The organism is Mesorhizobium sp. WSM4871, assembly GCF_055811295.1.
The window spans coordinates 20,256-39,659 of record NZ_JBVVPU010000020.1 but is presented as its reverse complement, the minus strand read 5'-3'; the positions used below and the strand labels follow the sequence as shown (position 1 = coordinate 39,659).

At 64.2% G+C, this 19,404-nt stretch carries 17 protein-coding genes and 1 pseudogene; 8 read left to right on the top strand and 10 right to left on the bottom strand.

Annotation, left to right across the window (positions count from 1 at the left end):
- The first annotated feature begins 454 nt into the window (after window positions 1-454).
- Together AC0L2H_RS29830 and AC0L2H_RS29825 are read left to right on the top strand one after the other, a co-directional pair.
- Window positions 455-1,633, top strand: a complete 1,179-nt coding sequence (locus AC0L2H_RS29830) for a hypothetical protein (RefSeq protein WP_473593411.1) — start codon at window positions 455-457, stop codon at window positions 1,631-1,633.
- Between the two features lie 61 nt (window positions 1,634-1,694).
- Window positions 1,695-2,531, top strand: coding sequence for a GNAT family N-acetyltransferase (locus AC0L2H_RS29825; RefSeq protein WP_473593410.1), 837 nt, complete (start codon window positions 1,695-1,697; stop codon window positions 2,529-2,531).
- 313 nt (window positions 2,532-2,844) lie between these two features.
- Here AC0L2H_RS29825 and AC0L2H_RS29820 read toward each other — a convergent pair whose 3' ends face one another.
- Window positions 2,845-3,384, bottom strand: coding sequence for an Lrp/AsnC family transcriptional regulator (locus tag AC0L2H_RS29820; RefSeq protein WP_473593409.1), 540 nt, complete (start codon window positions 3,382-3,384; stop codon window positions 2,845-2,847).
- A 48-nt stretch (window positions 3,385-3,432) separates the two neighbouring features.
- Between AC0L2H_RS29820 and AC0L2H_RS29815 the strand changes: the two genes are divergently transcribed.
- Window positions 3,433-4,611: an MFS transporter gene (locus AC0L2H_RS29815; protein WP_473593408.1), complete on the top strand. Its 1,179-nt coding sequence runs from the start codon at window positions 3,433-3,435 to the stop codon at window positions 4,609-4,611.
- A gap of 217 nt (window positions 4,612-4,828) precedes the next feature.
- Here the strand turns inward: AC0L2H_RS29815 and AC0L2H_RS29810 are convergent, their stop codons facing one another.
- The gene (locus AC0L2H_RS29810; protein ID WP_473593434.1) at window positions 4,829-5,758 is read right to left on the bottom strand and encodes an IS110 family RNA-guided transposase; all 930 of its coding nucleotides are present in this window, start codon (window positions 5,756-5,758) and stop codon (window positions 4,829-4,831) included.
- A gap of 306 nt (window positions 5,759-6,064) precedes the next feature.
- On the opposite strand from AC0L2H_RS29810, the gene AC0L2H_RS29805 reads away from it, so the two are divergent.
- Window positions 6,065-6,493: a GNAT family N-acetyltransferase gene (locus tag AC0L2H_RS29805; RefSeq protein WP_473593407.1), complete on the top strand. Its 429-nt coding sequence runs from the start codon at window positions 6,065-6,067 to the stop codon at window positions 6,491-6,493.
- On the opposite strand, the gene AC0L2H_RS29800 is transcribed toward AC0L2H_RS29805, so the two are convergent.
- The 8 genes and pseudogenes from AC0L2H_RS29800 to AC0L2H_RS29765 all read right to left on the bottom strand — a co-directional run bounded on the left by AC0L2H_RS29800 (window position 6,494) and on the right by AC0L2H_RS29765 (window position 14,149).
- On the bottom strand, window positions 6,494-7,609 hold the full coding sequence (locus AC0L2H_RS29800) for an anhydro-N-acetylmuramic acid kinase (protein WP_473593406.1): 1,116 nt from the start codon (window positions 7,607-7,609) through the stop codon (window positions 6,494-6,496). It abuts the gene before it with no gap.
- Window positions 7,610-7,619: 10 nt separating this feature from the next.
- A pseudogene (locus AC0L2H_RS29795) lies at window positions 7,620-7,862 on the bottom strand (esterase); the annotation flags it as partial.
- 69 nt (window positions 7,863-7,931) lie between these two features.
- Window positions 7,932-8,930, bottom strand: a complete 999-nt coding sequence (gene ftsZ / locus AC0L2H_RS29790) for a cell division protein FtsZ (RefSeq protein WP_473593405.1) — start codon at window positions 8,928-8,930, stop codon at window positions 7,932-7,934.
- A gap of 195 nt (window positions 8,931-9,125) precedes the next feature.
- Window positions 9,126-9,926, bottom strand: coding sequence for an ABC transporter permease (locus tag AC0L2H_RS29785; protein WP_473593404.1), 801 nt, complete (start codon window positions 9,924-9,926; stop codon window positions 9,126-9,128).
- On the bottom strand, window positions 9,905-10,771 hold the full coding sequence (locus AC0L2H_RS29780; protein WP_473593403.1) for an ABC transporter permease: 867 nt from the start codon (window positions 10,769-10,771) through the stop codon (window positions 9,905-9,907). The genes AC0L2H_RS29785 and AC0L2H_RS29780 overlap by 22 nt, the downstream gene beginning before the upstream one ends.
- On the bottom strand, window positions 10,768-11,829 hold the full coding sequence (locus AC0L2H_RS29775; protein ID WP_473593402.1) for an ABC transporter ATP-binding protein: 1,062 nt from the start codon (window positions 11,827-11,829) through the stop codon (window positions 10,768-10,770). Before AC0L2H_RS29775 ends, AC0L2H_RS29780 begins: the two co-directional genes overlap by 4 nt.
- Before the next feature lie 250 nt (window positions 11,830-12,079).
- On the bottom strand, window positions 12,080-13,117 hold the full coding sequence (locus AC0L2H_RS29770) for an ABC transporter substrate-binding protein (protein WP_006329990.1): 1,038 nt from the start codon (window positions 13,115-13,117) through the stop codon (window positions 12,080-12,082).
- A 66-nt stretch (window positions 13,118-13,183) separates the two neighbouring features.
- A complete protein-coding gene (locus AC0L2H_RS29765) occupies window positions 13,184-14,149 on the bottom strand; it encodes an isopenicillin N synthase family dioxygenase (protein ID WP_473593401.1) in 966 nt (321 codons plus the stop codon).
- Window positions 14,150-14,302: 153 nt separating this feature from the next.
- Here AC0L2H_RS29765 and AC0L2H_RS29760 point away from each other — a divergent pair, with 153 nt between their 5' ends.
- The 4 genes from AC0L2H_RS29760 (at window position 14,303) to AC0L2H_RS29745 (ending at window position 19,402) form a co-directional block, all read left to right on the top strand.
- On the top strand, window positions 14,303-15,412 hold the full coding sequence (locus tag AC0L2H_RS29760) for a carbohydrate kinase (RefSeq protein ID WP_473593400.1): 1,110 nt from the start codon (window positions 14,303-14,305) through the stop codon (window positions 15,410-15,412).
- Between the two features lie 13 nt (window positions 15,413-15,425).
- The gene (locus tag AC0L2H_RS29755) at window positions 15,426-16,355 is read left to right on the top strand and encodes a pseudouridine-5'-phosphate glycosidase (RefSeq protein WP_473593399.1); all 930 of its coding nucleotides are present in this window, start codon (window positions 15,426-15,428) and stop codon (window positions 16,353-16,355) included.
- A 62-nt stretch (window positions 16,356-16,417) separates the two neighbouring features.
- The gene (locus AC0L2H_RS29750; protein ID WP_473593398.1) at window positions 16,418-17,239 is read left to right on the top strand and encodes an enoyl-CoA hydratase/isomerase family protein; all 822 of its coding nucleotides are present in this window, start codon (window positions 16,418-16,420) and stop codon (window positions 17,237-17,239) included.
- Window positions 17,240-17,242: 3 nt separating this feature from the next.
- Window positions 17,243-19,402, top strand: a complete 2,160-nt coding sequence (locus AC0L2H_RS29745; protein ID WP_473593397.1) for an acetate--CoA ligase family protein — start codon at window positions 17,243-17,245, stop codon at window positions 19,400-19,402.
- The last annotated feature ends 2 nt before the right edge of the window (window positions 19,403-19,404 follow it).

The window sequence follows — 19,404 nt, the reverse complement described above, 5'->3', positions numbered from 1 at the left end:
CGCGGCGGTTCGCTGGTAGGTCGTGAACATTCGGTCCCACCCCGACGTGGCCCGCCGCCACTATTCGGACTTGCTTGCAACCGGTGCGGCGCCGGTTTGAATCGGGGATGGGAATTTCATCTTTGCCTGAGGTTTTGGAATTTTTTCCGTCGCCAGCGTGCTCAAATCAGCTCATACAGGTAAAATCGTTCGGTGGTTTCCTCCCATTCCGCTGAACGGTGTTCCCCTCTGAAGGTTGTAAACCTTCTTTCTTGGCCGGGCCGCACTCGAGCCCGGCCATTTTTCCGCGCTTCTTGCAAATCGCCTTCGATCAAGGCAGGAGTCTTCCTCGATTCCCGGTTGCGACAACGGCTCGATCTTGCCGGGAAGCCTTGCATTCGCCGAAAGCCTCATGCGCGTCGCGAACGGGGAACGACCGACCGGCAGCGTCAATCCAGAAGACTGAGGATATTTCATGCAGCTTTCGATGTGGACCTATCCCTGGGATGTCCAGGATCTGGGCCTGGAGACGGTCGAACGCGATCTTGTCGAACGCGCCGGGCTCAACATGATCAGCCTCGCCACCTCCTATCATGCCGGCCGCTTCCTGCAGCCGCGCAGTCCGCGCCGGAAGGCCTATTTCCCCGAAGATGGCACCATCTATTTCAAGCCGACGGCGGCGCGCTGGGCCAGCCTCGCCATCCAGCCCAAAACAGCGGACGTGATCACCGAGGGTGGCGACGTGCTTGGCGACCTTCTCCGCAGGCGCGATGCGGGCGGGCTCGGGGTTTCCTGCTGGACGGTCTGCCTGCACAACACCCGCCTTGGCATGCTGCATCCGCAGACCGTCACCCGCAACGCCTTCGGCGATGCCAACTACTACAACCTCTGTCCGTCGCATCCGGATGCGCGCGCCTATGTCCGCGCGCTGGTCGCCGATGTCACGCACAGCTACAGGCCGGACAGGATCGAGCTCGAAAGCCCGTCCTTCATGGGCTTCGCCCATGAATACCATCATGAGAAGGATGGTGTTGGGCTGACGCCGGAAGACGACTTTCTGCTGTCCCTGTGTTTCTGCCCGTCCTGCCTCGCCCGTGCGGCCGGCGCCGGGGTCGATGGCGAGGCGGCGCGCAAGCGCGTCAGCCAATGGATCGTCGAGACCTGCGAACGCGCGGTGCCCGAACGGCGCTTTCCCGATTTTCCCGCCAGCGGCCTCGACGCATTTCTGCCGTGGCCGGAACTCCATGCCTATCTCATCTGGCGCTTCGAGCCGGTAACCAGCCTTGTCGCCGAGCTGCGCGAGGTGGCCCATCCCGGAACGAAGGTCGTCATCATCGACCTGAAAGACGGCTGGCTCGGCGGCTGCGATCTGGCGGCGCTCGGCAAGGTCTGCGACGGCGCGATCCTGTGCGCCTACGACATGCAGGCCGGCGATGTCGAAAGCCTGATGGCGGCCGGCCGTGCCACGCTAGGGGCGGAGAAATTCCTCGGCGCCGGCTACCGGCTATTCTATCCGGAAATGGCGGGCCCCGACATCCTTGCGGCCAAGGTCAAGCCGGCGCTGGTGCCCGATGTCGACGGCATCAACTTCTACAATTACGGCCTTGTTCCCGCTGCGCGTCTGGACTGGATCGGCGCCGCGCTGCCTGTTTGAACAAATTGATCCGCGCCAGGCCTCATTTTGCCTCCGATACTCTCGCCGCCGAGTGATCCCGATGCTCCGAACGATCCGCACGCTAGCACCTGACGAAGTGGAAACCCTCGTCGACTGGGCGGCGGCCGAAGGCTGGAACCCAGGCCTCGGCGATGCCAGGATTTTCCAGGCGGCCGATCCCGAAGGTTTCATCGGCGCCTTTGTCGACGGCGAAATGGTGGCCGGCATTTCCGCCGTCGCTTATGGCGACGATTTCGGCTTCATCGGCCTCTATATCTGTCGCCCGGACAGGCGTGGCGAGGGGCATGGCAAGGCGGTCTGGGACGCCGGCATGGCGCGGCTCGGCGACCGCACGATCGGCCTCGACGGCGTCGTCGAACAGCAGGCCAACTATCGCAGCATGGGTTTTGCGCCGCTCTACCGGACGATACGGTTCGCAGGGCCTCTCGATGGCCTGGCAGCTACCGGCAGCGGCATCCGCCCCATAGGGCCGGAACTCGTACCGGATATGTTGGCCTATGATCGCCGGTTCTTTCCCGGTCCGAGGCGGTCGTTCCTGGAACACTGGCTGCGCCCGCCGCACATGGCGCTTGCGATCGTCAGGGATGGCGTGATCGAGGGGTATGGCGTCGCGCGCCAATGCCGGGACGGCTGCAAGATCGGCCCGCTGTATGCCGATGGGCTGGATGCGGCAAGCCATCTCTTCTCCGCGCTCGCCAGCCTCTCCGGCCCCGGAAATATCCATCTCGACGTTCCCGAGACCAGCGGGGATTTTGCAAGCTTGCTGTCGTCGGCGGGCCTGCGGCCGGGCTTCGAAACGGCTCGAATGTACCGGGGAAAAGCGCCACAGGTAGCGCAGTCTGGCGTCTTTGCGATAACGACTTTGGAGCTTGGCTGAGACGGCTATTGGTTCCTCGACGTAGAAGTCTTGACTGACCGCTTGCGTTGACGGAGCGCGTGCCTTGGCGATTAGCGGAAACATCCATCGCTTCGTCATCCTGGGGCGGAGCAAGGAGCGAAGCGACGCAGCGCAGACCCCAGGATCCATGCCGTGACGTCAAAGCGTTGCGACAGTGCAGAATTCTGCTCCGTCGCGCTCTTCGCCCAAAGTTACGGCATGGATCCCAGGGTCTTCGCGACGGAGCTTCGCTCCTGCTTCGCCCGGGGATGACGAAGTTGGGGGCTTCGGCTGATTAGCGATGAATCAGTCTCTAATACAGCGGCTCGGCCATATGCCGGGGCGTCGGCCATTGCGTCGTGATCCCCGGCTGCACCGGCCGCTCGAGATAGGTCGACAGCACCACATAGCTTCGCGTCGAGGTGACGCCCGGCGTTTCGTAGAGGCGCGACAGCAGCCCTTCGAGCGCCCTTGTGTCCTCGGTGCGGACCTTGATCAGCATGCAGGTGTCGCCGGCCACCGAGTGGATCTCCTCGACTTCCGGGTACTCGGAAATCGCCATCAGTTCCGGCGTCTTGCCCCAGCCCTTGGTGTCGATGTGCACGAAGGCGAGCAGTGGCTTCTTCACCGCCTTGGGATCGATGATTGCCGCGGTCGTGCGGATGGCGCCGCTGCGCCGCAGCCGCTTCACCCGCTCATGCGCTGCCGGTGGAGACAGGCCGACGCGGTCGCCGAGATCGGCGTAGCTGATCGTGGCGTCGTCGACCAGAACGCCTAATATCCTTCGGTCGGTCGCGTCGAGATCGCGGGCGGCGGGCCTGTTCTGCGGAATGCCATCTGTTTCTTCATCCATATCGAAATTCCTTGTTGATACAGAATTTGATACGGCCATTATGGGCATATGTCGAACAGTGATCAAGCCGCAACATTGGCAGCAAGACCGCCCATTCCGGCGCTGGCCTATCTCCTGACCGGCTGCATCGCCGTCATCGGCTCGAACTCGCTGGTCCTCGGTCCGATCGCTCCGGCGGTGGCGACGTCATTTGGAGCAAGCGTGCCGGCCGTCATGATCGCCTCCGCCGCCTTCGGCCTCGGCACCTCGGCAAGCGCCCTGTTCCTGGCGCGCTATATCGACCGGGTCGGTGCGCGCCGCATGCTTCAGGGCGCGTTGCTGCTGCTGGCGATAGCGCTTGTCGCCAGCGCGCTGGCGCCGACGGTGATCGCCCTTGTCGCCGCCCAGTCCGTCGCCGGCATCGCTGCCGGTGTCGCCATGCCGGCCATCTACGCCAGCTCCGCGGCGATCGCGCCGCCCGGCCGCGAAAGCGGCACGATCGGCGTCGTGCTGACCGGCTGGACGCTCTCCATGGTCGCCGGCGTCTCCCTGTCGGCCGTGCTTGCCGATATGGTGCATTGGCGCGCCGTTTTCGCCGCTGTCGCGCTGCTCGCGGCCCTTGCCGTGGCCGGCCTGACTTTGACCTCGCTCAGCGATGCCAGAAAGAGCGGCCCGGCGCCGACGCCGCTCGGCGCCTTGGCCGTGCCCGGCATCGTGCCGCTTCTGGTCGCCTGTGGCGCCTTCATGACCGCCTTCTATGGCGTCTATGGCTATCTCGGCGATCATCTTCATCAAGGCCTGGGCGAGCCCGTCAGCGCCAATGGGTGGGCCGCACTTGCCTATGGCGTTGGTTTCGGCATGGCGGCGCTTCTCGATGGCGTCATCGATCGCCTCGGCGCACGGCGCGTCATGCCCTTCGCCTATCTGCTGGTCGCGCTCGTCTATGTCGCGATGGCCGCGGTCAGCGGCAGCTTCGGCCCGACCCTGGCGATGGTGGCCATCTGGGGCCTTGCCAACCACTTCGGGCTGAACGTGCTGGTGATGCGCCTTACCGCGCTCGACCCGTCGCGTCGCGGCACCATCATGGGCCTGAACAGTTCGGTGACCTATCTAGCGGTCTTTGTCGGCACGACCGGCTTCGGACCGCTTTACACCGGCCTTGGTTTTGCCGCCTGCGCGATAGCAGCGGCGTTGCTGATGCTGGTCGCGGCCTCAGCGGCAGCATGGCGTTCGCCACGTTCCAGATAGCGTGGAAGCTTGCGGCGATTCGCAGGGCGACCTGCCAATTGTCGAAGTCGGCGCTGCCCCTCATTGCCCTGCCGGGCATTTCTCCCCGTATAGTGACGGGGAGAAAGAGGCTGGCCGCAACCTTGGCATCCTTTCCGCAACTCTGGTGATTGGCGAAACCGTCGATGAGAGCGTCCCTCTCCCCGTCACTATACGGGGAGAGCGACTGTCTTGGCAGTCAAGCGGTTTGCCGTGGTTTTTGGTCCCGCACGATAGCGTTGAGGATAGTGAGGAGTTTTCGCATTGTGGCGACGACTGCGACGATCTTTGGCTTTCCGGCTGCGACAAGGCGGTCGCGGAAGGCCTTGAGGACGGGGTTGTGTCTGATGGCGACGAGGGCAGCCATGAAGAGGACGGCGCGCACGCGGCTCCTGCCGCCACCGATGAAGCTTTTGCCACGCCATTTGCCGGACTGCCTCGTCCATGGCGCAAGGCCGGCGAGCGCAGCGATCTGGCGGCGGTCAAGGCTGCCCAGTTCCGGCATCTCAGCAATCAGGCTACGGGCGACGATGGGACCGACACCCGGGACGGAGGAAAGCAACTTTTCGTTGACCCGCCAGACTGGAGACTTGCGGATATGATCGTCCATGTCGGCGTCGAGGCTTGCCAGTTCGCGCCTGAGCGCGACGAGCAGCCGCTGAATGCTCTTTTGCGCCTGCTTTGCCGTGGTGGTGCGGGCACGGTTTTCCTCGGCAACCATCATCTGCACGATCTGACGCCGGCGGGCGACGAGCTCAGCCAGGGCCTCGGTTTCGGTATCGCGCAACGGCCGCAATTGCGGCTTGGTCGCGGCGACGAAGGCCGCGATGACAGCAGCGTCAATCGGGTCGGTCTTGGCCCGCTTGCCGAGTGCGTTGGCGTAGGCTCGCACCTGCGCCGGATTGACCACGACAACCGCCAGGCCAGCGCCCGCCAAGGTGGCAACGGCCAGTCTCTCGAAGCCTCCTGTCGCCTCCAAGCCGACAATGGACGGCGAAAGGCCTACGAGCCGCTCGATCAGATCCTCCACCCCGGCGTGGTCGTTGCTCACCCAAAATGCTTCCCCGGACGGCAAAACATGCACGTCGAGCCGGTCCTTGGAAACGTCGATGCCAACAATGATTTCCATCCTGTCCCATCCTTGCCTAATCGGGCTTCGCTTGCGGCCCAGGCGACTGTTCGGGTTCGATGGAACGGCGGACGAAGACCCTTGCTCTCCCACGGGCTCGATCGCCCAAAGATGCTCCGGTCTCTCGTCCGCCGCCGCACCTGCTTTCATAGCAGACTCGGCACAGAACAAGTTACAAAGATGCCGGCAGGCAGATGAGGGGCAGCACCAAGCTGAAGCGATTGCCCTGCTGCCGCTCGCCGGCAAGCTTGCGTCCCCGTCCTGTCCTTCGCTAAACGGAGTGTCCCGCTCCGATCTGGACATGCGATGAAGACGATTCTTGAGACCACCGCCGACCCTTCTCCGGAAGAACTCGCCTTTCTGGGCGAACGGCTGACTGCCTTCAACGACAGCGATGTCGGCGCTTCCCGGCGAAAGGCGCTCGCCGTCTTCGTCCGCGACGAAGCGGGCAAGGTCGTCGCCGGCATTTCGGGCTACACCGCCTGGGGCTGGCTTTATGTGCAGTGGCTCTGGGTCGACGAAAGGCTGCGTGGCCAGCACATGGCGGGCAACATGCTGGAGGCTGCCGAGCGGGAAGCGGTCGCGCGCGGCTGTCACGGCGCCCTGATCGACACGTTCAATCCCAAGGCGGCGAAAGCCTATGAGCGCCAAGGCTATCGGCCCTTCGGCACGCTGCCTGATTTTCCCGTCGGCCGCAGCCGCATCTTCCTGCACAAGACGCTGTCAGCCGCTTGATCAGCAGGCAAGGCGTCCGCCGCGCATCGGCTGCGGCACGCCGGTCGTGCTGGGGAAGCTGATCGGCAGGCCGCGCAGCACGCGCACCGCCAGGAAAGCAAAGCATTCCGCCTCCACCGCGTCGCCTTTCCAGCCGAGCGTCTCGGCCTGCACGGCTTCGACGCCGGCGCGGCTGGCAAGCATCGCCATCATCGTCCGGTTATGCCGGCCGCCGCCGCTGACGACCAGCTTCTTGGGCCGATGCGGCAGCAGGTCGAGCGCCTTGCCGACGGCGGCGGCGGTGAAGGCCGTCAGCGTCGCCGCACCGTCCTTTGCGCTGAGGCCGTCAGCCATCGCCGCGCCAAAGTCGAACCGGTCGAGTGATTTCGGATACGGCTTGGTCAGGTAAGGATGTTGCAGCAGCTTGGCCAGCCGCGCCTCGTCCACGGTGCCGGAGCTTGCCAGCGCGCCGTCACGGTCCATGTCGCCCAGCCCTTTCGCCTTGATGAAGTCGTTGAGCGGCGCATTGGCCGGCCCGGTGTCGAAGGCGATGACATTGTCCTTGCCATCCCACCAGGTGATGTTGGCGACGCCGCCGAGATTGAGCACCGCCATGTCGCCGCTGGCGTCCGCCGCGCGCAAGAGCGCGGTGTGGTAGGCGGCCGCCAGTGGCGCGCCTTGCCCGCCGGCGCGCATGTCGGCCGAGCGGAAATCATAGGCGACCTTGGTGCCCAGGATGGCGTGCATCAATTCGCCGTCGCCGAGCTGGCGGGTCTCGCCGAGCCGGCCGGCCTGCGGCGCGCGATGCAGCACGGTCTGGCCATGGAAGCCGACAACGCCAATATTGGCCATCGTCAGGCCGTAGCTTTCGACGAGGTTCTTGACCGCCGCGGACTGCGCGCGCGTCAGCGCCTCTTCTGCCTCGCGGAAGATCGCCGGTTCTGGCCCGGTGAAGTTCCACACCCGCGCCTGGCGCAGCGTTTCCTCCAGCAAGGTGCGGATCGTCTGAGGGTAGGGCGCCAATGTGTAAGTACCGAAATCCGCGATCCGCTCGCCATCGGTCCGGATCAGCGCGACGTCGATATTGCCGTCAAGCACCGTGCCGGTCATCAGGCCGACGGCCCAGATTGGTTCCATGGTCGAGTCCCTAACTTCCGTTGACGAGATCGCCAACCGTCTGGCGAAGCTCCGCGATTCCGCTATTGAAATGACGTGTCGGATGAATCCGGTTGGTGAGCAAGGTCCATGCCTTGCCCTTGTCGAAGTCGATCCACAACCCGGTGCCGGTAAAACCGGTGTGGGCGATCGTACCGGGGCTGCACAGCCCGCCGCCGGACCAGTTTTCGTAAGGGTGCTCCCAGCCATGCGTACAGGTGGCGGACAGTGGTGTGCACCTCGGTGCCGAAAGCCGGTGGGTTCTCGTAGCCTCGCGTAAAGGCCGTATTGCCAACTCAAACGCTCAGGCGGTCATCCGCCCCGGCTGAAACACTTCCACCCCCTGGCGCAAGCCCGTCGCGACGACCGAGACCCTGAATTTTCCCTCCAGCGCCTTGTCGAAAATGGCGCCGACAATGATATCGGCGTCGGTGTCGACCTCTTCTCGTATACGGGTAGCCGCTTCATCGACCTCGAACAGCGTCATGTCGACGCCACCCGATATCGAGACAAGAACACCCTTGGCCCCGGCCATGGAGGCCTCGTCGAGGAGCGGGTTGGCGATTGCCGCTTCGGCCGCTTTCCTGGCGCGATCCTCGCCCGAGGCTTCGCCCGTGCCCATCATTGCGCGGCCCATGTCGCGCATCACGGATTTCACGTCGGCGAAGTCGAGATTGATCAGGCCTTCCTTGACGATGAGGTCGGTGATGCAGCCGACACCGGCATAGAGGACGCGGTCCGCCATGATGAAGGCGTCCGCGAATGTCGTCTTGGCATCGGCGACCCGGAAGAGATTCTGGTTCGGGATGACGATCACCGTGTCGGCGCTCTCACGCAGCCGTTCGATGCCTTCGTCGGCCGATTGCATCCGGCGTTTCCCCTCGAAGGTAAAAGGCTTGGTGACGACCGCCACCGTCAGGATCCCCGCTGCCCGCGCGGCGTGCGCGATAACAGGTGCGGCACCGGTACCGGTTCCGCCGCCCATGCCCGCGGTCACGAAACACATATGCGTTCCCGCAAGATGGTCCATGATCTCGTCGATCGTTTCCTCGGCTGCCGCACGGCCGACCTCGGGCAGTGAACCGGCGCCCAGGCCTTCCGTCACATGGGCTCCGAGTTGGATCAGCCGGGATGCCTTCGACATGGTAAGCGCCTGGGCATCGGTGTTGGCGACGATGAACTCCGCGCCTTGCAGGCCTTCGGCGATCATGTTGTTGACGGCGTTGCCGCCGCCGCCGCCGACTCCGACAACCGTTATCTTCGGCCTCATCTCGGAGATTTCCGGCCTCTTGTTGGCGTTCACTGCCCGTCCCTCCGTTGAAATTCTGGGCGCTGCAAGCAACCGAATGCTTTTCCGAAACCGTCAGGGCTCCGATGCGGCAAGCTCGCGAATCAGGCCATGCTCCCCACCATCAAGGAATCAGAGCGCGAACGCGCCCGCAAGTGCCGCTGTCGAGATTTGCCCTGCTAAGCGCTGCTCAGGCTGATGCGCGGTCCGTCAAAAACGGTGGATGCGCAGCCCCAGCACCTTCTCCGAGACGATCACCACCACTAGCGTCAGCACGATCGACACGGTCGAGACGGCAGCCGCTTCCGGCGTGAAATTGGTCCGCAGATAGTCGAAGAGCTGGATCGGCAGCGTCGACGTTCCGATCCCCTTCAGCATGAACGAGATGGTGAAGGTGTCGAAGGATATGATGAAGGCGAACAGCGCGCCGCCGATGACGCCGGGCTTGATCAGCGGCAGCATGATGCGCCGGAACCTTGTCAGGCGGCCGGCGCCCAGCGAGCGCGCCGCCATGTCCCAGGACGAATCGAAGCTTTCCAGCGAGGCCGAGACATTGATGAAGACGAAGGGCAGCGTGATCAGCACATGGCCGGCGACCATGCCGATCATGGTCGTGGTGCCGATGCCGATCGCATAGACGAAAAACAGCAGCGCGATCGCCGTCAGCACTTCCGGCAGCAAGAGCGGCGCCAGCATGGCGATGCGCACCGTCTCCTTCCAGCGGCCGGCATGCTGGACATAGTAGAGCGCGGCCATGGTGCCGATGGTTCCGGAAATGACGGTCGCCACCGCCGCCACCCAGAGCGAGGTGCGGATCGCGCGCATGAACACGTCATTGTGGAAGAAGGTCACATACCAGCGCAGCGACAGGCCCTGCGGCGGGAACGTCAGGAAATTGCCGGCATTGAAGGAGGCGCCGACGACGACCAAAATGGGCGCCAGCAGGAAGGCATAGACCAGCAGGCAATAGAGCGTGAGCACCGGCCGCTTCATGTCCGCGCCACTTTCCATTTCATGCGCGTCAGCCGCGCGAAGATGACGACACAGAGCGCGCCGGTGACCGACAGCATCAGCGCCAGCGCCGAACCCCACGGCCACTGGAACGTGTCGGTCAGCGCATCGACGACGGTGACGGCCATGGTCTTGACCCTGAGCCCGCCGATCAGCGACGGCGTCACATAGGCGCTGAGCGACAAGACGAAGACGAGGATGCAGCCAGCCTGGATGCCGGGCGTGCACAGCGGCAGAACGATGCGGCGAAAGGCGGTGAAGCGCGACGCGCCGAGCGAGCGCGCCGCCGATTCCAGCGACGGGTCGACCCCCTGGATCGCCGCCATGATCGGCAGGATCATGAAGGGCAGGAAGACATGCACCAGCGCAATGACGATGCCGAGCGCATTGTACATCAGCGGCAGCGGGCGATCGATCAGGCCCATGCCGGTCAGTGTGCGGTTGATGAGGCCGGCATTGCCCAGAAGTATCGTCCAGCCATAGGAGCGGATGACGATGCCGACCAGCAGCGGCGACAGCACCAGCCCGTAGGCCAGCGCACGAAAACGCATGGCGCCGCGCGCCAGTTGCCAGGCGACGGGAAAGCCGACGACGAGGCAGATGGCGGTGGTGATGAGGCCGATCCACAGAGTGTTGGCGACCTGGAGCAGGTAGAAACTGTCGGCGAAGAATTTCGTGTAGTTGCCGATGGTGAAGCCCGCACCGTAAGGCGTGCCTTGCCCCGGCATGCGAAAGCTCATAACCACGATGTTGAGATAGGGCAGGACCAGGAATACGCCGAGCAACACGGCCGCCGGCGCAATCAGGATCAGCGGTCCAAGGCCTTTGCGGCGTGCCGGCATCATTGAGCCGCCCCGAGCAGCCAGAACCCGTCCGCTGGCGCCTGCACGCTGACACGGTCGCCTTCGGCGATCCTGATGTTTGGAAAGGTCTGGACGTGCAGCGTCTCGCCCGAATCCAGCGCGATGCGATAGTCGATGATGCTGCCGGAATAGTAGCGCGCCATGACCTTGCCCTGCGCTCCGCCCAGACCAGCAGGTTTGAGTTCGATCGCCTCCGGGCGCAGCGACAGCGTGACTGCGGCGCCCGGCGCGTGGTCCGCGCGGCTGTCGACGGCGACGTCGCCAAAGACCGACGCGACGCGGTTCTTGCCGGCTCCGGCCGGCCCGGCGATCGTGCCCTTGACTAGGTTCACCTGGCCGACGAATTGCGCCACCTCGAGGTTTTCGGGGCGCTCATAGATGTCCGACGGCGCGCCGATCTGGGCGATGCGGCCGCCGAACATCACCACCACCCGGTCGGACATGGTCATCGCCTCGGCCTGGTCATGCGTGACATAGACGGTGGTGATGCCGACACGGCGCTGCAGGTCGCGGATGAAGACGCGCATTTCCTCGCGCAGCTTGGCGTCGAGATTGGCGAGCGGCTCGTCGAGCAGCAGGATCTTCGGTTCGATGACCAGCGCGCGCGCCAGCGCCACGCGCTGCTGCTGGCCGCCGGAAAGCTGGCTCGGATAGCGGTCGGAATAGCCGCGGAGCTGCACCATGTCGAGCACCTCAGCGATGCGGCTCAGCATTTCGGGCTTGGCGATCTTGCGCATCTCCAGCCCAAAGGCGAGGTTCTGGTCCACCGTCATATGCGGAAACAGCGCGTAGTTCTGGAACACCATCCCGATGTCGCGCTTTTCGGCCGGCACGTTGACGACGTCCTTGCCGTCGAAGCGGATCGCGCCTTCGCTCGCCTCCTCGAAGCCGGCGATCATCTTCAGCGTCGTCGTCTTGCCGCAGCCCGACGGACCGAGCAACGAAATGAACTCGCCATCGGCGATGCGGATCGAGATGCCGTCGACCGCGCGGGCGCTGCCGAAGGTCTTGGTCAGCCGCTCGATGCTAACCTCGGTCATGAATGCTCCACTTCACAGGCGATCGACCGCAACCGGAGGTGCGGCGCGGCTGGCGGGAGGCGCCCCTCGAAATCGAGACGCGTCATCCCAGTTCAATATCAGCCCTTAGAGACTGTTTCGAAATTCGCTCTGGCGAGTCATATGGTGGTGATTTCGAGAACCGGAGCGCAGCGGACATTTGGGTCCGTGAGCACCGGAAGCGCAGAAAACGCCATCAGATGGCCGCCAGAGTAGAATTTCCAACAGTCTCTTAAAGGATCGTCTTGGCCCAACGCTCGGCCAGCTCGCCCTGCTTCTCGTTGACGAAATCCCAGTCCCAGGTGAGGATCTTGGTCATTGCCTCGCCCGACACAGGCACATCGGCCTTGAGGTCGTCGGGAATGATCACCTTCGAATTCGTCGGCGAAACGAAGAATTCCTTCGCCATCAGCATCTGGGTTTCCGGCGACAGCAGGAAGTCAGCATACTGATAGGCCAGCTCCTTCTCCGGTCCATTGGCCAGGATCGAGACCGTCTGGTCGAACATGAACATGCCCTCCTCGGGAACGACGCAATCGACCGGCAGGCCCTGCTTGCGCAGCCGCGCGATCTCGCCGAAATCGAACGGCGCGACGACGATCTCGCCCGACGACAGGGCCGTGGAAAGGTTGAAGTCGACCTGGATCACCTGGCCCAGCTTGGCCAGCGCGTCAAAGCCGGCATCGACATCGTACTGGTCCTTGCCGAAGATCTTCGAGGCCAGCAAAAGCTCCATCTTGCCGGCGCTGTTGGCGAAATTGTAGAGGCCGATCTTGCCCTTGAATTCCTCGTTGTTCCAAAGATCCTTCCAGGCCTTGGGCGGCGTCTTCACCAGGTCGGTGCGGTAGCCGATGCCGATCGGCGAGATGGCGCCGGTGGCGCCGAAACCGTCGGCGATCTTGGCCAGCGGATAAAGGTCGTTGTAGTTCGGCAGCTTCGCCAGGTCGAGCTTTTCGAAGAAGCCTTCCTTGCGCAGGCCGGAGGCGAAGACCTCATTGGTCATGATGATCGAATAGGGCGGCTTGTCGACGCCGGCGGCGCGCAGATTGGCGCCGAAGACGCGGCCATTGCCGACATCGAGCGTCACCTTGGCGCCGGAGGCCTTTTCGAAGGCCGGTGCGATGGTCGAGCGCCAGAACTGCTCCCAGACACCACCAAGCGTCGGCACGATCAACGTCTTTTCCTGGGCGATGGCGGGCATTCCGATCAGCCCGGCGGCACTGAGCGCGCCCATTCCGGCAAGCGTCTGTCGTCTGGTCAGTTTCGTCATCACAATTCCCCTTGTTGATTTCTTTTAATCAATTCGTTCTTTGGGACGGCCGAAGCCTTCCATCGTTCAGCGGCCGAAAGCCTGTCTGGTCTTCAGCTCGATATAGTCTCCATAGGTGATCGGTTCGTACTTGGCCTGCTTGCCGTCCTTGCAGAATGGCTCCAGGCAGGAGATCAGCGTCTCCTTGGCAGGGTTGACGAAGAACGGGATCGATTGGCGGCGCGAACTGCCTTTCTTGTTGCGCGGCGGATTGGCGACGCGATGCGGCGTCGACACCCATTCGTCATTGCTCCAGCGCATGAAGGCGTCGGCGATGTTGACGACATAGGCGCCGTCGATCGACGGCGCATCGAGCCAGCGGCCGTCGCGGGTCTGCACCTGCAAGCCGCCGGACGAAGCCTCAGAACGCAGGATGGTCATGAAGCCGTAGTCGCTGTGAACGCCGGCGCGAAGCTGGCCGGGCAGGGGGTCCACGTCCTGCTCGGGGTAGTTGATGACACGCAGCGCCGACAGATGGTTCTCGAAGGCCGGCTCGAAATAGTCGGACTCGAGGCCGATCGCCTGGCAGAAGATGCGGCGCAGGTGCCTCGCCAGCGTCTCCATCTCCAGGAAATAATCGCGAAAGGCGCTCTCGATGTTCTCGGGCTGGTCAGGCCATGCGTCGCCCTTGAGGCGCAGGCCGAAATTCAGGCTTTCCTTGTAGTCGCCGGGCGTCTTGATGCCCTTGGTGGCGGCCAGTGCCTCGTCGGCGATTGGCGAGAAGGCCATCCCGCCGGTCAGTGTGGTGCCACGCCCATGGGCGCGTTTGTACTCCTCGGGCAGATCGAAGAAGGCGCGCGCCAGATTGTAGAGCCGCATCGTCCTTTCCGGCGATACGCCATGGCCGGTGACGAGGAAGAAACCGGTATCCCGGCAGGCGGTCTCGATGGCTTTGACGACAGCGTCGGCGCCGGCCTCGCCGCGGATGAAAGGCCCGACATCGATGACGGGAATTCCCTGGTCCGTTGCTTCGGCCTGAGGTGCGGTCTGCATGATCGCGATCACCTTTCTGTTGCCTTGTTCCGCCTTGGGGACAGACGGTGGAAACGCCGGTTGAAGGAAACGTTATAGCTACAAACGAATGTTGACAAGATCATCTGTTGTTGTCCATATCGAAAATGTTCAGCCACGAATTGGACGGGGACGATGGACGACCTTGGAGCACAGGAGCAGGCGGTTCTGGATCTCATCGCGGCGAACCCGTTCGCCGGCCAGCAGGACATAGCCACCGCGCTCGGCATCGCCCGTTCGACCGTTGCGGCCCACATCATGCAGCTCGTCAACAAGGGCTACATTCTCGGTCGCGGCTACGTCCTGCCGGCCTCCAAGCGCATGATCTGCATCGGCGGCGCGGTCCTCGACCGCAAATACCACGCCAAGAAGGATCTGATCTTCGAGACGTCGAACCCGGTCGACGGCTATCGCAGCTTCGGCGGCGTCGCCCGCAACGTCGCCGAGAACCTTGTCCGCCTCGGCGTCGACGTCAGCTTCGTCTCGATTGTCGGCGACGACGAAACCGGCCGCTCGCTGGTGCGGCATCTGCGCGACCTCGGCGCCGATGTCAGCCAGGTCATCACCACCACGGAACGGCCGACGGCCGAATATGCGGCGATCCTCGATCTCAACAACGATCTCGTGCTCGGCATTGCCGATATGGAGATCTTCGATCTGTTCTCGCCGTCCTATCTCGACCGCTTCTGGCCGCATCTTGCTTCGGCGACCTGGGTGTTCATCGACTGCAACCTGCCGGCAGCCACGATAGCAGCGCTGATGTCACGCAAGCAGGGCGCGCGTTTCAAGCTCGCCGTCGACACCGTGTCGTCGCCGAAATCGGCGCGCCTGCCGAAGGATCTGACCGGCATCGACCTTCTGTTCACCAATCATGACGAGGCCAATTCGATGCTCGGCATCGCCGATGCCGACAAGCGGCTGAAGCCGAAGGAGGCGGCAGCGGCACTGCGCGCGGCAGGGGCCGCCGAAGTGATCGTGACCATGGGCGCGCATGGATTTGCGGTGGCGACCGAGAGTGGCGTGGCGACCATGCGCTCCGTGCCGGCCCGCGCCGTCGACATCACCGGCGCAGGCGACGCAATGATCGCCGGCACCATGTACAAGGTGCTTTCCGGAGATTCCGTGCCGCACGCCGCGCGCACCGGCGCGTTGCTCGCCACGCTGACCACCGAAAGCGAATCCAGCGTGCACCCCGATCTGTCGCCGCGCTTCCTCACCGCCGGCATGTACCGCATTCCCGCCTGAAAGCGAGACGATCATGAAACCTTCCCTTATCCACCTGAATGACGAGGTTGCGGCAGCGCTTCGAGAAGGCCGCGCGGTGGTGGCGCTGGAATCCACCATCATCACCCACGGCATGCCTTATCCCGCAAATCTGGAGACCGCCCGTGGTGTCGAGGCCGTGGTGCGCGAGAACGGCGCCGTTCCGGGAACGATCGCCGTGGTCGCCGGCAAGATCAAGGTCGGGCTCGACGACGCTGAGCTGGAAAAGCTGGCGGCGGCGAAGGATGTGGTCAAGGCCTCCGGGCGCGACCTCGCCGCCGTCATGGTGCGCGGCGGCTCGGCCGGAACTACGGTGTCGGCGACGATGCGGATCGCCGCCCTCGCCGGCATCGGCATTTTCGCCACCGGCGGCGTCGGCGGCGTCCATCGCGGCGCCGAAGCCACCTTCGACATCTCTGCCGACCTGACCGAACTCGGCCAGACCGGCACGACCGTCGTCTGCGCCGGCGTGAAATCGATCCTCGATATCGCCAAGACGCTGGAATATCTGGAGACCCAGCGCGTGCCGGTGATTGCCTATCAAAGCGACGACTTCCCGGCCTTCTATGTCAGGTCCAGCGGGCTCAAGGCCGATCATCGCCTCGACACACCGGAGGAGATTGCGCAGGCCATGCTGCTGCACGAGCAGATGGGCTCGGGCACCGGCATCCTGATTGCCAATCCAATTCCGCAAGCGGACGCGCTTGATCCCGCCTTCATCGACGGCACCATCGCGGCCGCGGTGGCGGAAGCCGACAAACGCGGCATCGGGCGCAAGGAATTGACGCCGTTCCTGCTCGCTCGCATCAACGAGCTTTCGCAAGGCCGCAGCCTGAAGGCCAACATCGCGCTGGTCCGCAACAACGCAGCACTCGCCGCCCGCATCGCCGTGGCGCATGCGGGATCGAAGCGCGAGGCAGCGTAGAGGTGAAAGACCAGTCGGCGCCTTGCTGGCTCTGATTTTCGAAAGCATCCCAGGAGAACCGCATGAGCGCGCAGGCCACCTACGAGACGATCCTTTACCAGAAGGATGCGACGGACAAGTTCGCGACGATCACCATCAATCGTCCCGACAAGCTCAATGCGATGAACAAGACGGTGATCCGCGAGATCGGCAAGGCCCTTGCCGCCGCCGTTGCCGATCCGGACGTTAACGCACTGGTGATCACCGGCGCCGGCCGCGCCTTCTCCTCCGGCTACGATCTGCAGGGCGGCGATTTCGACGTCGACATCGATTTCTGGCGCGCGGATATGGGCGAGAACGCCGAAGCGCTGCTCAACATCTGGAAGGCGCCGATCCCGGTCATTGCCTCCGTCAACGGCTATGCGCTGGCCGGTGCGCTGGAGCTGATGATGTGCTGCGACCTGGCGATCGCCGCCGACAATGCAAAATTCGGCGAGCCCGAGGTGCGCCATAATTCCGGTCCGCCGGCGCTGATGATGCCCTGGCTGCTTGCCACCCGCGATGTGCGCTGGCTGATGTATACGGGCGACCTGGTCGATGCCGAGGAGGCGCTGCGCATGCATCTGATCAACAAGATCGTGCCGGCCGATCGGTTGAAGGAAAAGACCGAAAACCTCGCCCGCAAGCTGGCGCGCATGCCGGTGCCGGCGTTGAAATTCACCAAGGCCTCGATCAACAACCAGCAGATGGTGGCCGGGCTGCTGCCGTCCTTCCAGTACAATATCGAGGCGATCGCCGCACTCCACGTGACCAGGCAGGGCCGCGAATGGATGGCAAACCTCGCCAAGATGAGCCTCAAGGAATACCTCGCTTTCCGCGACGGCCCGTTCAAGGGCCTCGACTGAGCCGTGACCGGCCTTGCCGCTTCGCGTGAGGCGATGCGGGCGCTGATGGCGCCGCGTTCGGTCGCCGTCATCGGCGCGACGGAACGCGCCGATGCGTCGTCGAGCTACGTCATGCGCAATTTGATGGCGTTCGGATTTTCGGGCGCCATCATCCCTGTGCATCCGAAGGCCGAAACGGTGTTCGGCATCGCGGCCATCCCGTCGCTCGACCGGCTCGATGCGCCGGCCGACGTGGCGGTGATCGGCATCGGCGCGGCTCACGTGCTGGGCGCGCTCGAAGACGCAGGCAAGGCCGGCGTCAAGGCGGCCGTCGTGCTGGCCAGCGGCTTTGCCGAGACCGACGGGGAGGGCAAGGCGCGCCAGCAGGCGCTGGTCGGGATCGCGCGAAAATACGGCATGGCGGTCTGCGGACCGAACTGCCTCGGCCTGTTCAATCTGCAAAGCGGCGCAGCGCTTTATTCCTCGACGCTGTCGCCCAACCTGAAGAAGGGCCAGCTCGCGATCCTGTCGCATTCCGGCGCCAGCGCCATCGCGCTCGCCAATTCCGGGCGCTTCGGCCTGAGCCACATCGTCTCCTGCGGCAATAGCGCTGCGACCGATCTTCCCGATTATCTCGCCTATCTCGCCGATGACGAGGCGACGCACGTCATCGGACTTGTCGTGGAGGCCATCCGCGATCCCGCCGCCTTCACCTCCGCGATGCAGGCAGTGCATGCCGCGGGCAAGAAGGTGGTCGCGCTACGCGCCGGCAAGTCAAGCAAGGGGGCCGAGGCCGCCGCCGCGCATACCGGTTCGCTCGCTGCCGCCAACGAGGCCTATGAAGCCTTCTTTCGGCGCACCGGCGTGATTGAGGTCGCCGACATGGACGAGTTCGTCGAGACCGCCACACTTTGCCTGTCGCTGAAGGCGAGGCCCGCGCGCAAGGGCGTCGCGGTTGTCGGCGTCAGCGGCGGCGGTGTCGCCCATGTCTCCGACATCGCCGAACAGGTCGGCATCGACCTGCCGGAATTTTCGCAAGATACCATCGCGCAGATGAGGGCCCTGCTGCCGCCTTTCGCGACGCCGCAGAATCCGGTCGACACCACGGGCGTGGTCTTCGCCGATGGCGGGATCTATCGCAGCGTGCTCGACACCCTGGCGCAGGATCCCGCCGTCGGCCTGATCGTCGCCGCGCAGGACGCGCCTGTCGGCCTCGATGCCACAGGCGCTGCCGAATATACCGGCATTGCCGATGCCGTTGCCGCCTACGCGAAGGATGCGGCCGTTCCGGTCGCCTTCATCAGCAACCTGTCGTCCGGACACCATCCCGCCGTCAGGGAGCGGCTTGCCGGCGTCCCGGTGCTCAACGGCACGCGCGCTGCGCTCAGTGCCGTGCGACGGGTGCTCGACGCGACCGGCGCCACGACACCGAACGCCCCGGCAATCGAACCGGCCGGCGAAAACGATCCGTGGGCAAAGCGCCTCATGACTGGCGAAAAATTGACAGAACGTGAGGCCAAGCAATGGCTGGCCGAGAACGGCCTGAGAGTGACGCGCGAGCGTCTGGCCGTTACCGCGCAAGAGGCAGTCGCGGCCGCCGAGGCGATCGGCTTTCCGGTCGTGATGAAAATCGAGTCGCCCGACATTCCTCACAAGACCGAAGCCGGTGGCGTGCGGCTTGGCATAGGCAGTGCAGCCGAAGCGGCCGAAGCCTTCACGGCGATCATGCGAAGCGCTCGCACTCACGCGCCGGATGCGGAATTGCGCGGCGTGGTGGTGCAGGAGATGGCCGGACGCGGCGTGGAAGCGCTGGTCGGCCTTATCCGGCACGAACCGTTCGGCCTCGGAATTGTCGTCGGCGTCGGCGGCGTTCTGGTCGAACTGGTCAAGGAGGCAGCCTTTGACCTGCTGCCGGTCGACCGCGTGTCGGCCGAGGCACTGATCGACCGGACGCGACTAGGCGCTCTGCTCGAGGGCTATCGCGGCGCGCCGCAAGCCGACCGGGAAGCGCTGGTCGAGACGATTGTGGCGCTGTCCGATTTCGCCGGCCGTTATGGCCATTTGATCGAGGCCGTCGACGTCAATCCGGTCGTTGTGTTCGAGAAAGGCGCCTGCGTTCTCGATGCGCTGATGATTCCGGTCGACAGCGCCGCTGGGCACTCAAAGGGCGCCGCAATGCCTTGAAT

Excerpts from the sequence above, each read along its gene's own strand:
- AC0L2H_RS29820 (WP_473593409.1), bottom strand. The coding sequence starts at position 3,384 with ATGGATGAAGAAACAGATGGCATTCCGCAGAACAGGCCCGCCGCCCGC.
- AC0L2H_RS29760 (WP_473593400.1), top strand. The coding sequence starts at position 14,303 with ATGGACGACCTTGGAGCACAGGAGCAGGCGGTTCTGGATCTCATCGCG.
- AC0L2H_RS29770 (WP_006329990.1), bottom strand. The coding sequence starts at position 13,117 with ATGACGAAACTGACCAGACGACAGACGCTTGCCGGAATGGGCGCGCTC.
- AC0L2H_RS29800 (WP_473593406.1), bottom strand. The coding sequence starts at position 7,609 with ATGGAACCAATCTGGGCCGTCGGCCTGATGACCGGCACGGTGCTTGAC.
- AC0L2H_RS29805 (WP_473593407.1), top strand. The coding sequence starts at position 6,065 with ATGAAGACGATTCTTGAGACCACCGCCGACCCTTCTCCGGAAGAACTC.
- AC0L2H_RS29830 (WP_473593411.1), top strand. The coding sequence starts at position 455 with ATGCAGCTTTCGATGTGGACCTATCCCTGGGATGTCCAGGATCTGGGC.
- AC0L2H_RS29780 (WP_473593403.1), bottom strand. The coding sequence starts at position 10,771 with ATGATGCCGGCACGCCGCAAAGGCCTTGGACCGCTGATCCTGATTGCG.
- AC0L2H_RS29765 (WP_473593401.1), bottom strand. The coding sequence starts at position 14,149 with ATGCAGACCGCACCTCAGGCCGAAGCAACGGACCAGGGAATTCCCGTC.
- AC0L2H_RS29810 (WP_473593434.1), bottom strand. The coding sequence starts at position 5,758 with ATGGAAATCATTGTTGGCATCGACGTTTCCAAGGACCGGCTCGACGTG.
- AC0L2H_RS29775 (WP_473593402.1), bottom strand. The coding sequence starts at position 11,829 with ATGACCGAGGTTAGCATCGAGCGGCTGACCAAGACCTTCGGCAGCGCC.
- AC0L2H_RS29785 (WP_473593404.1), bottom strand. The coding sequence starts at position 9,926 with ATGGAAAGTGGCGCGGACATGAAGCGGCCGGTGCTCACGCTCTATTGC.
- AC0L2H_RS29815 (WP_473593408.1), top strand. The coding sequence starts at position 3,433 with ATGTCGAACAGTGATCAAGCCGCAACATTGGCAGCAAGACCGCCCATT.
- AC0L2H_RS29755 (WP_473593399.1), top strand. The coding sequence starts at position 15,426 with ATGAAACCTTCCCTTATCCACCTGAATGACGAGGTTGCGGCAGCGCTT.
- AC0L2H_RS29825 (WP_473593410.1), top strand. The coding sequence starts at position 1,695 with ATGCTCCGAACGATCCGCACGCTAGCACCTGACGAAGTGGAAACCCTC.
- AC0L2H_RS29750 (WP_473593398.1), top strand. The coding sequence starts at position 16,418 with ATGAGCGCGCAGGCCACCTACGAGACGATCCTTTACCAGAAGGATGCG.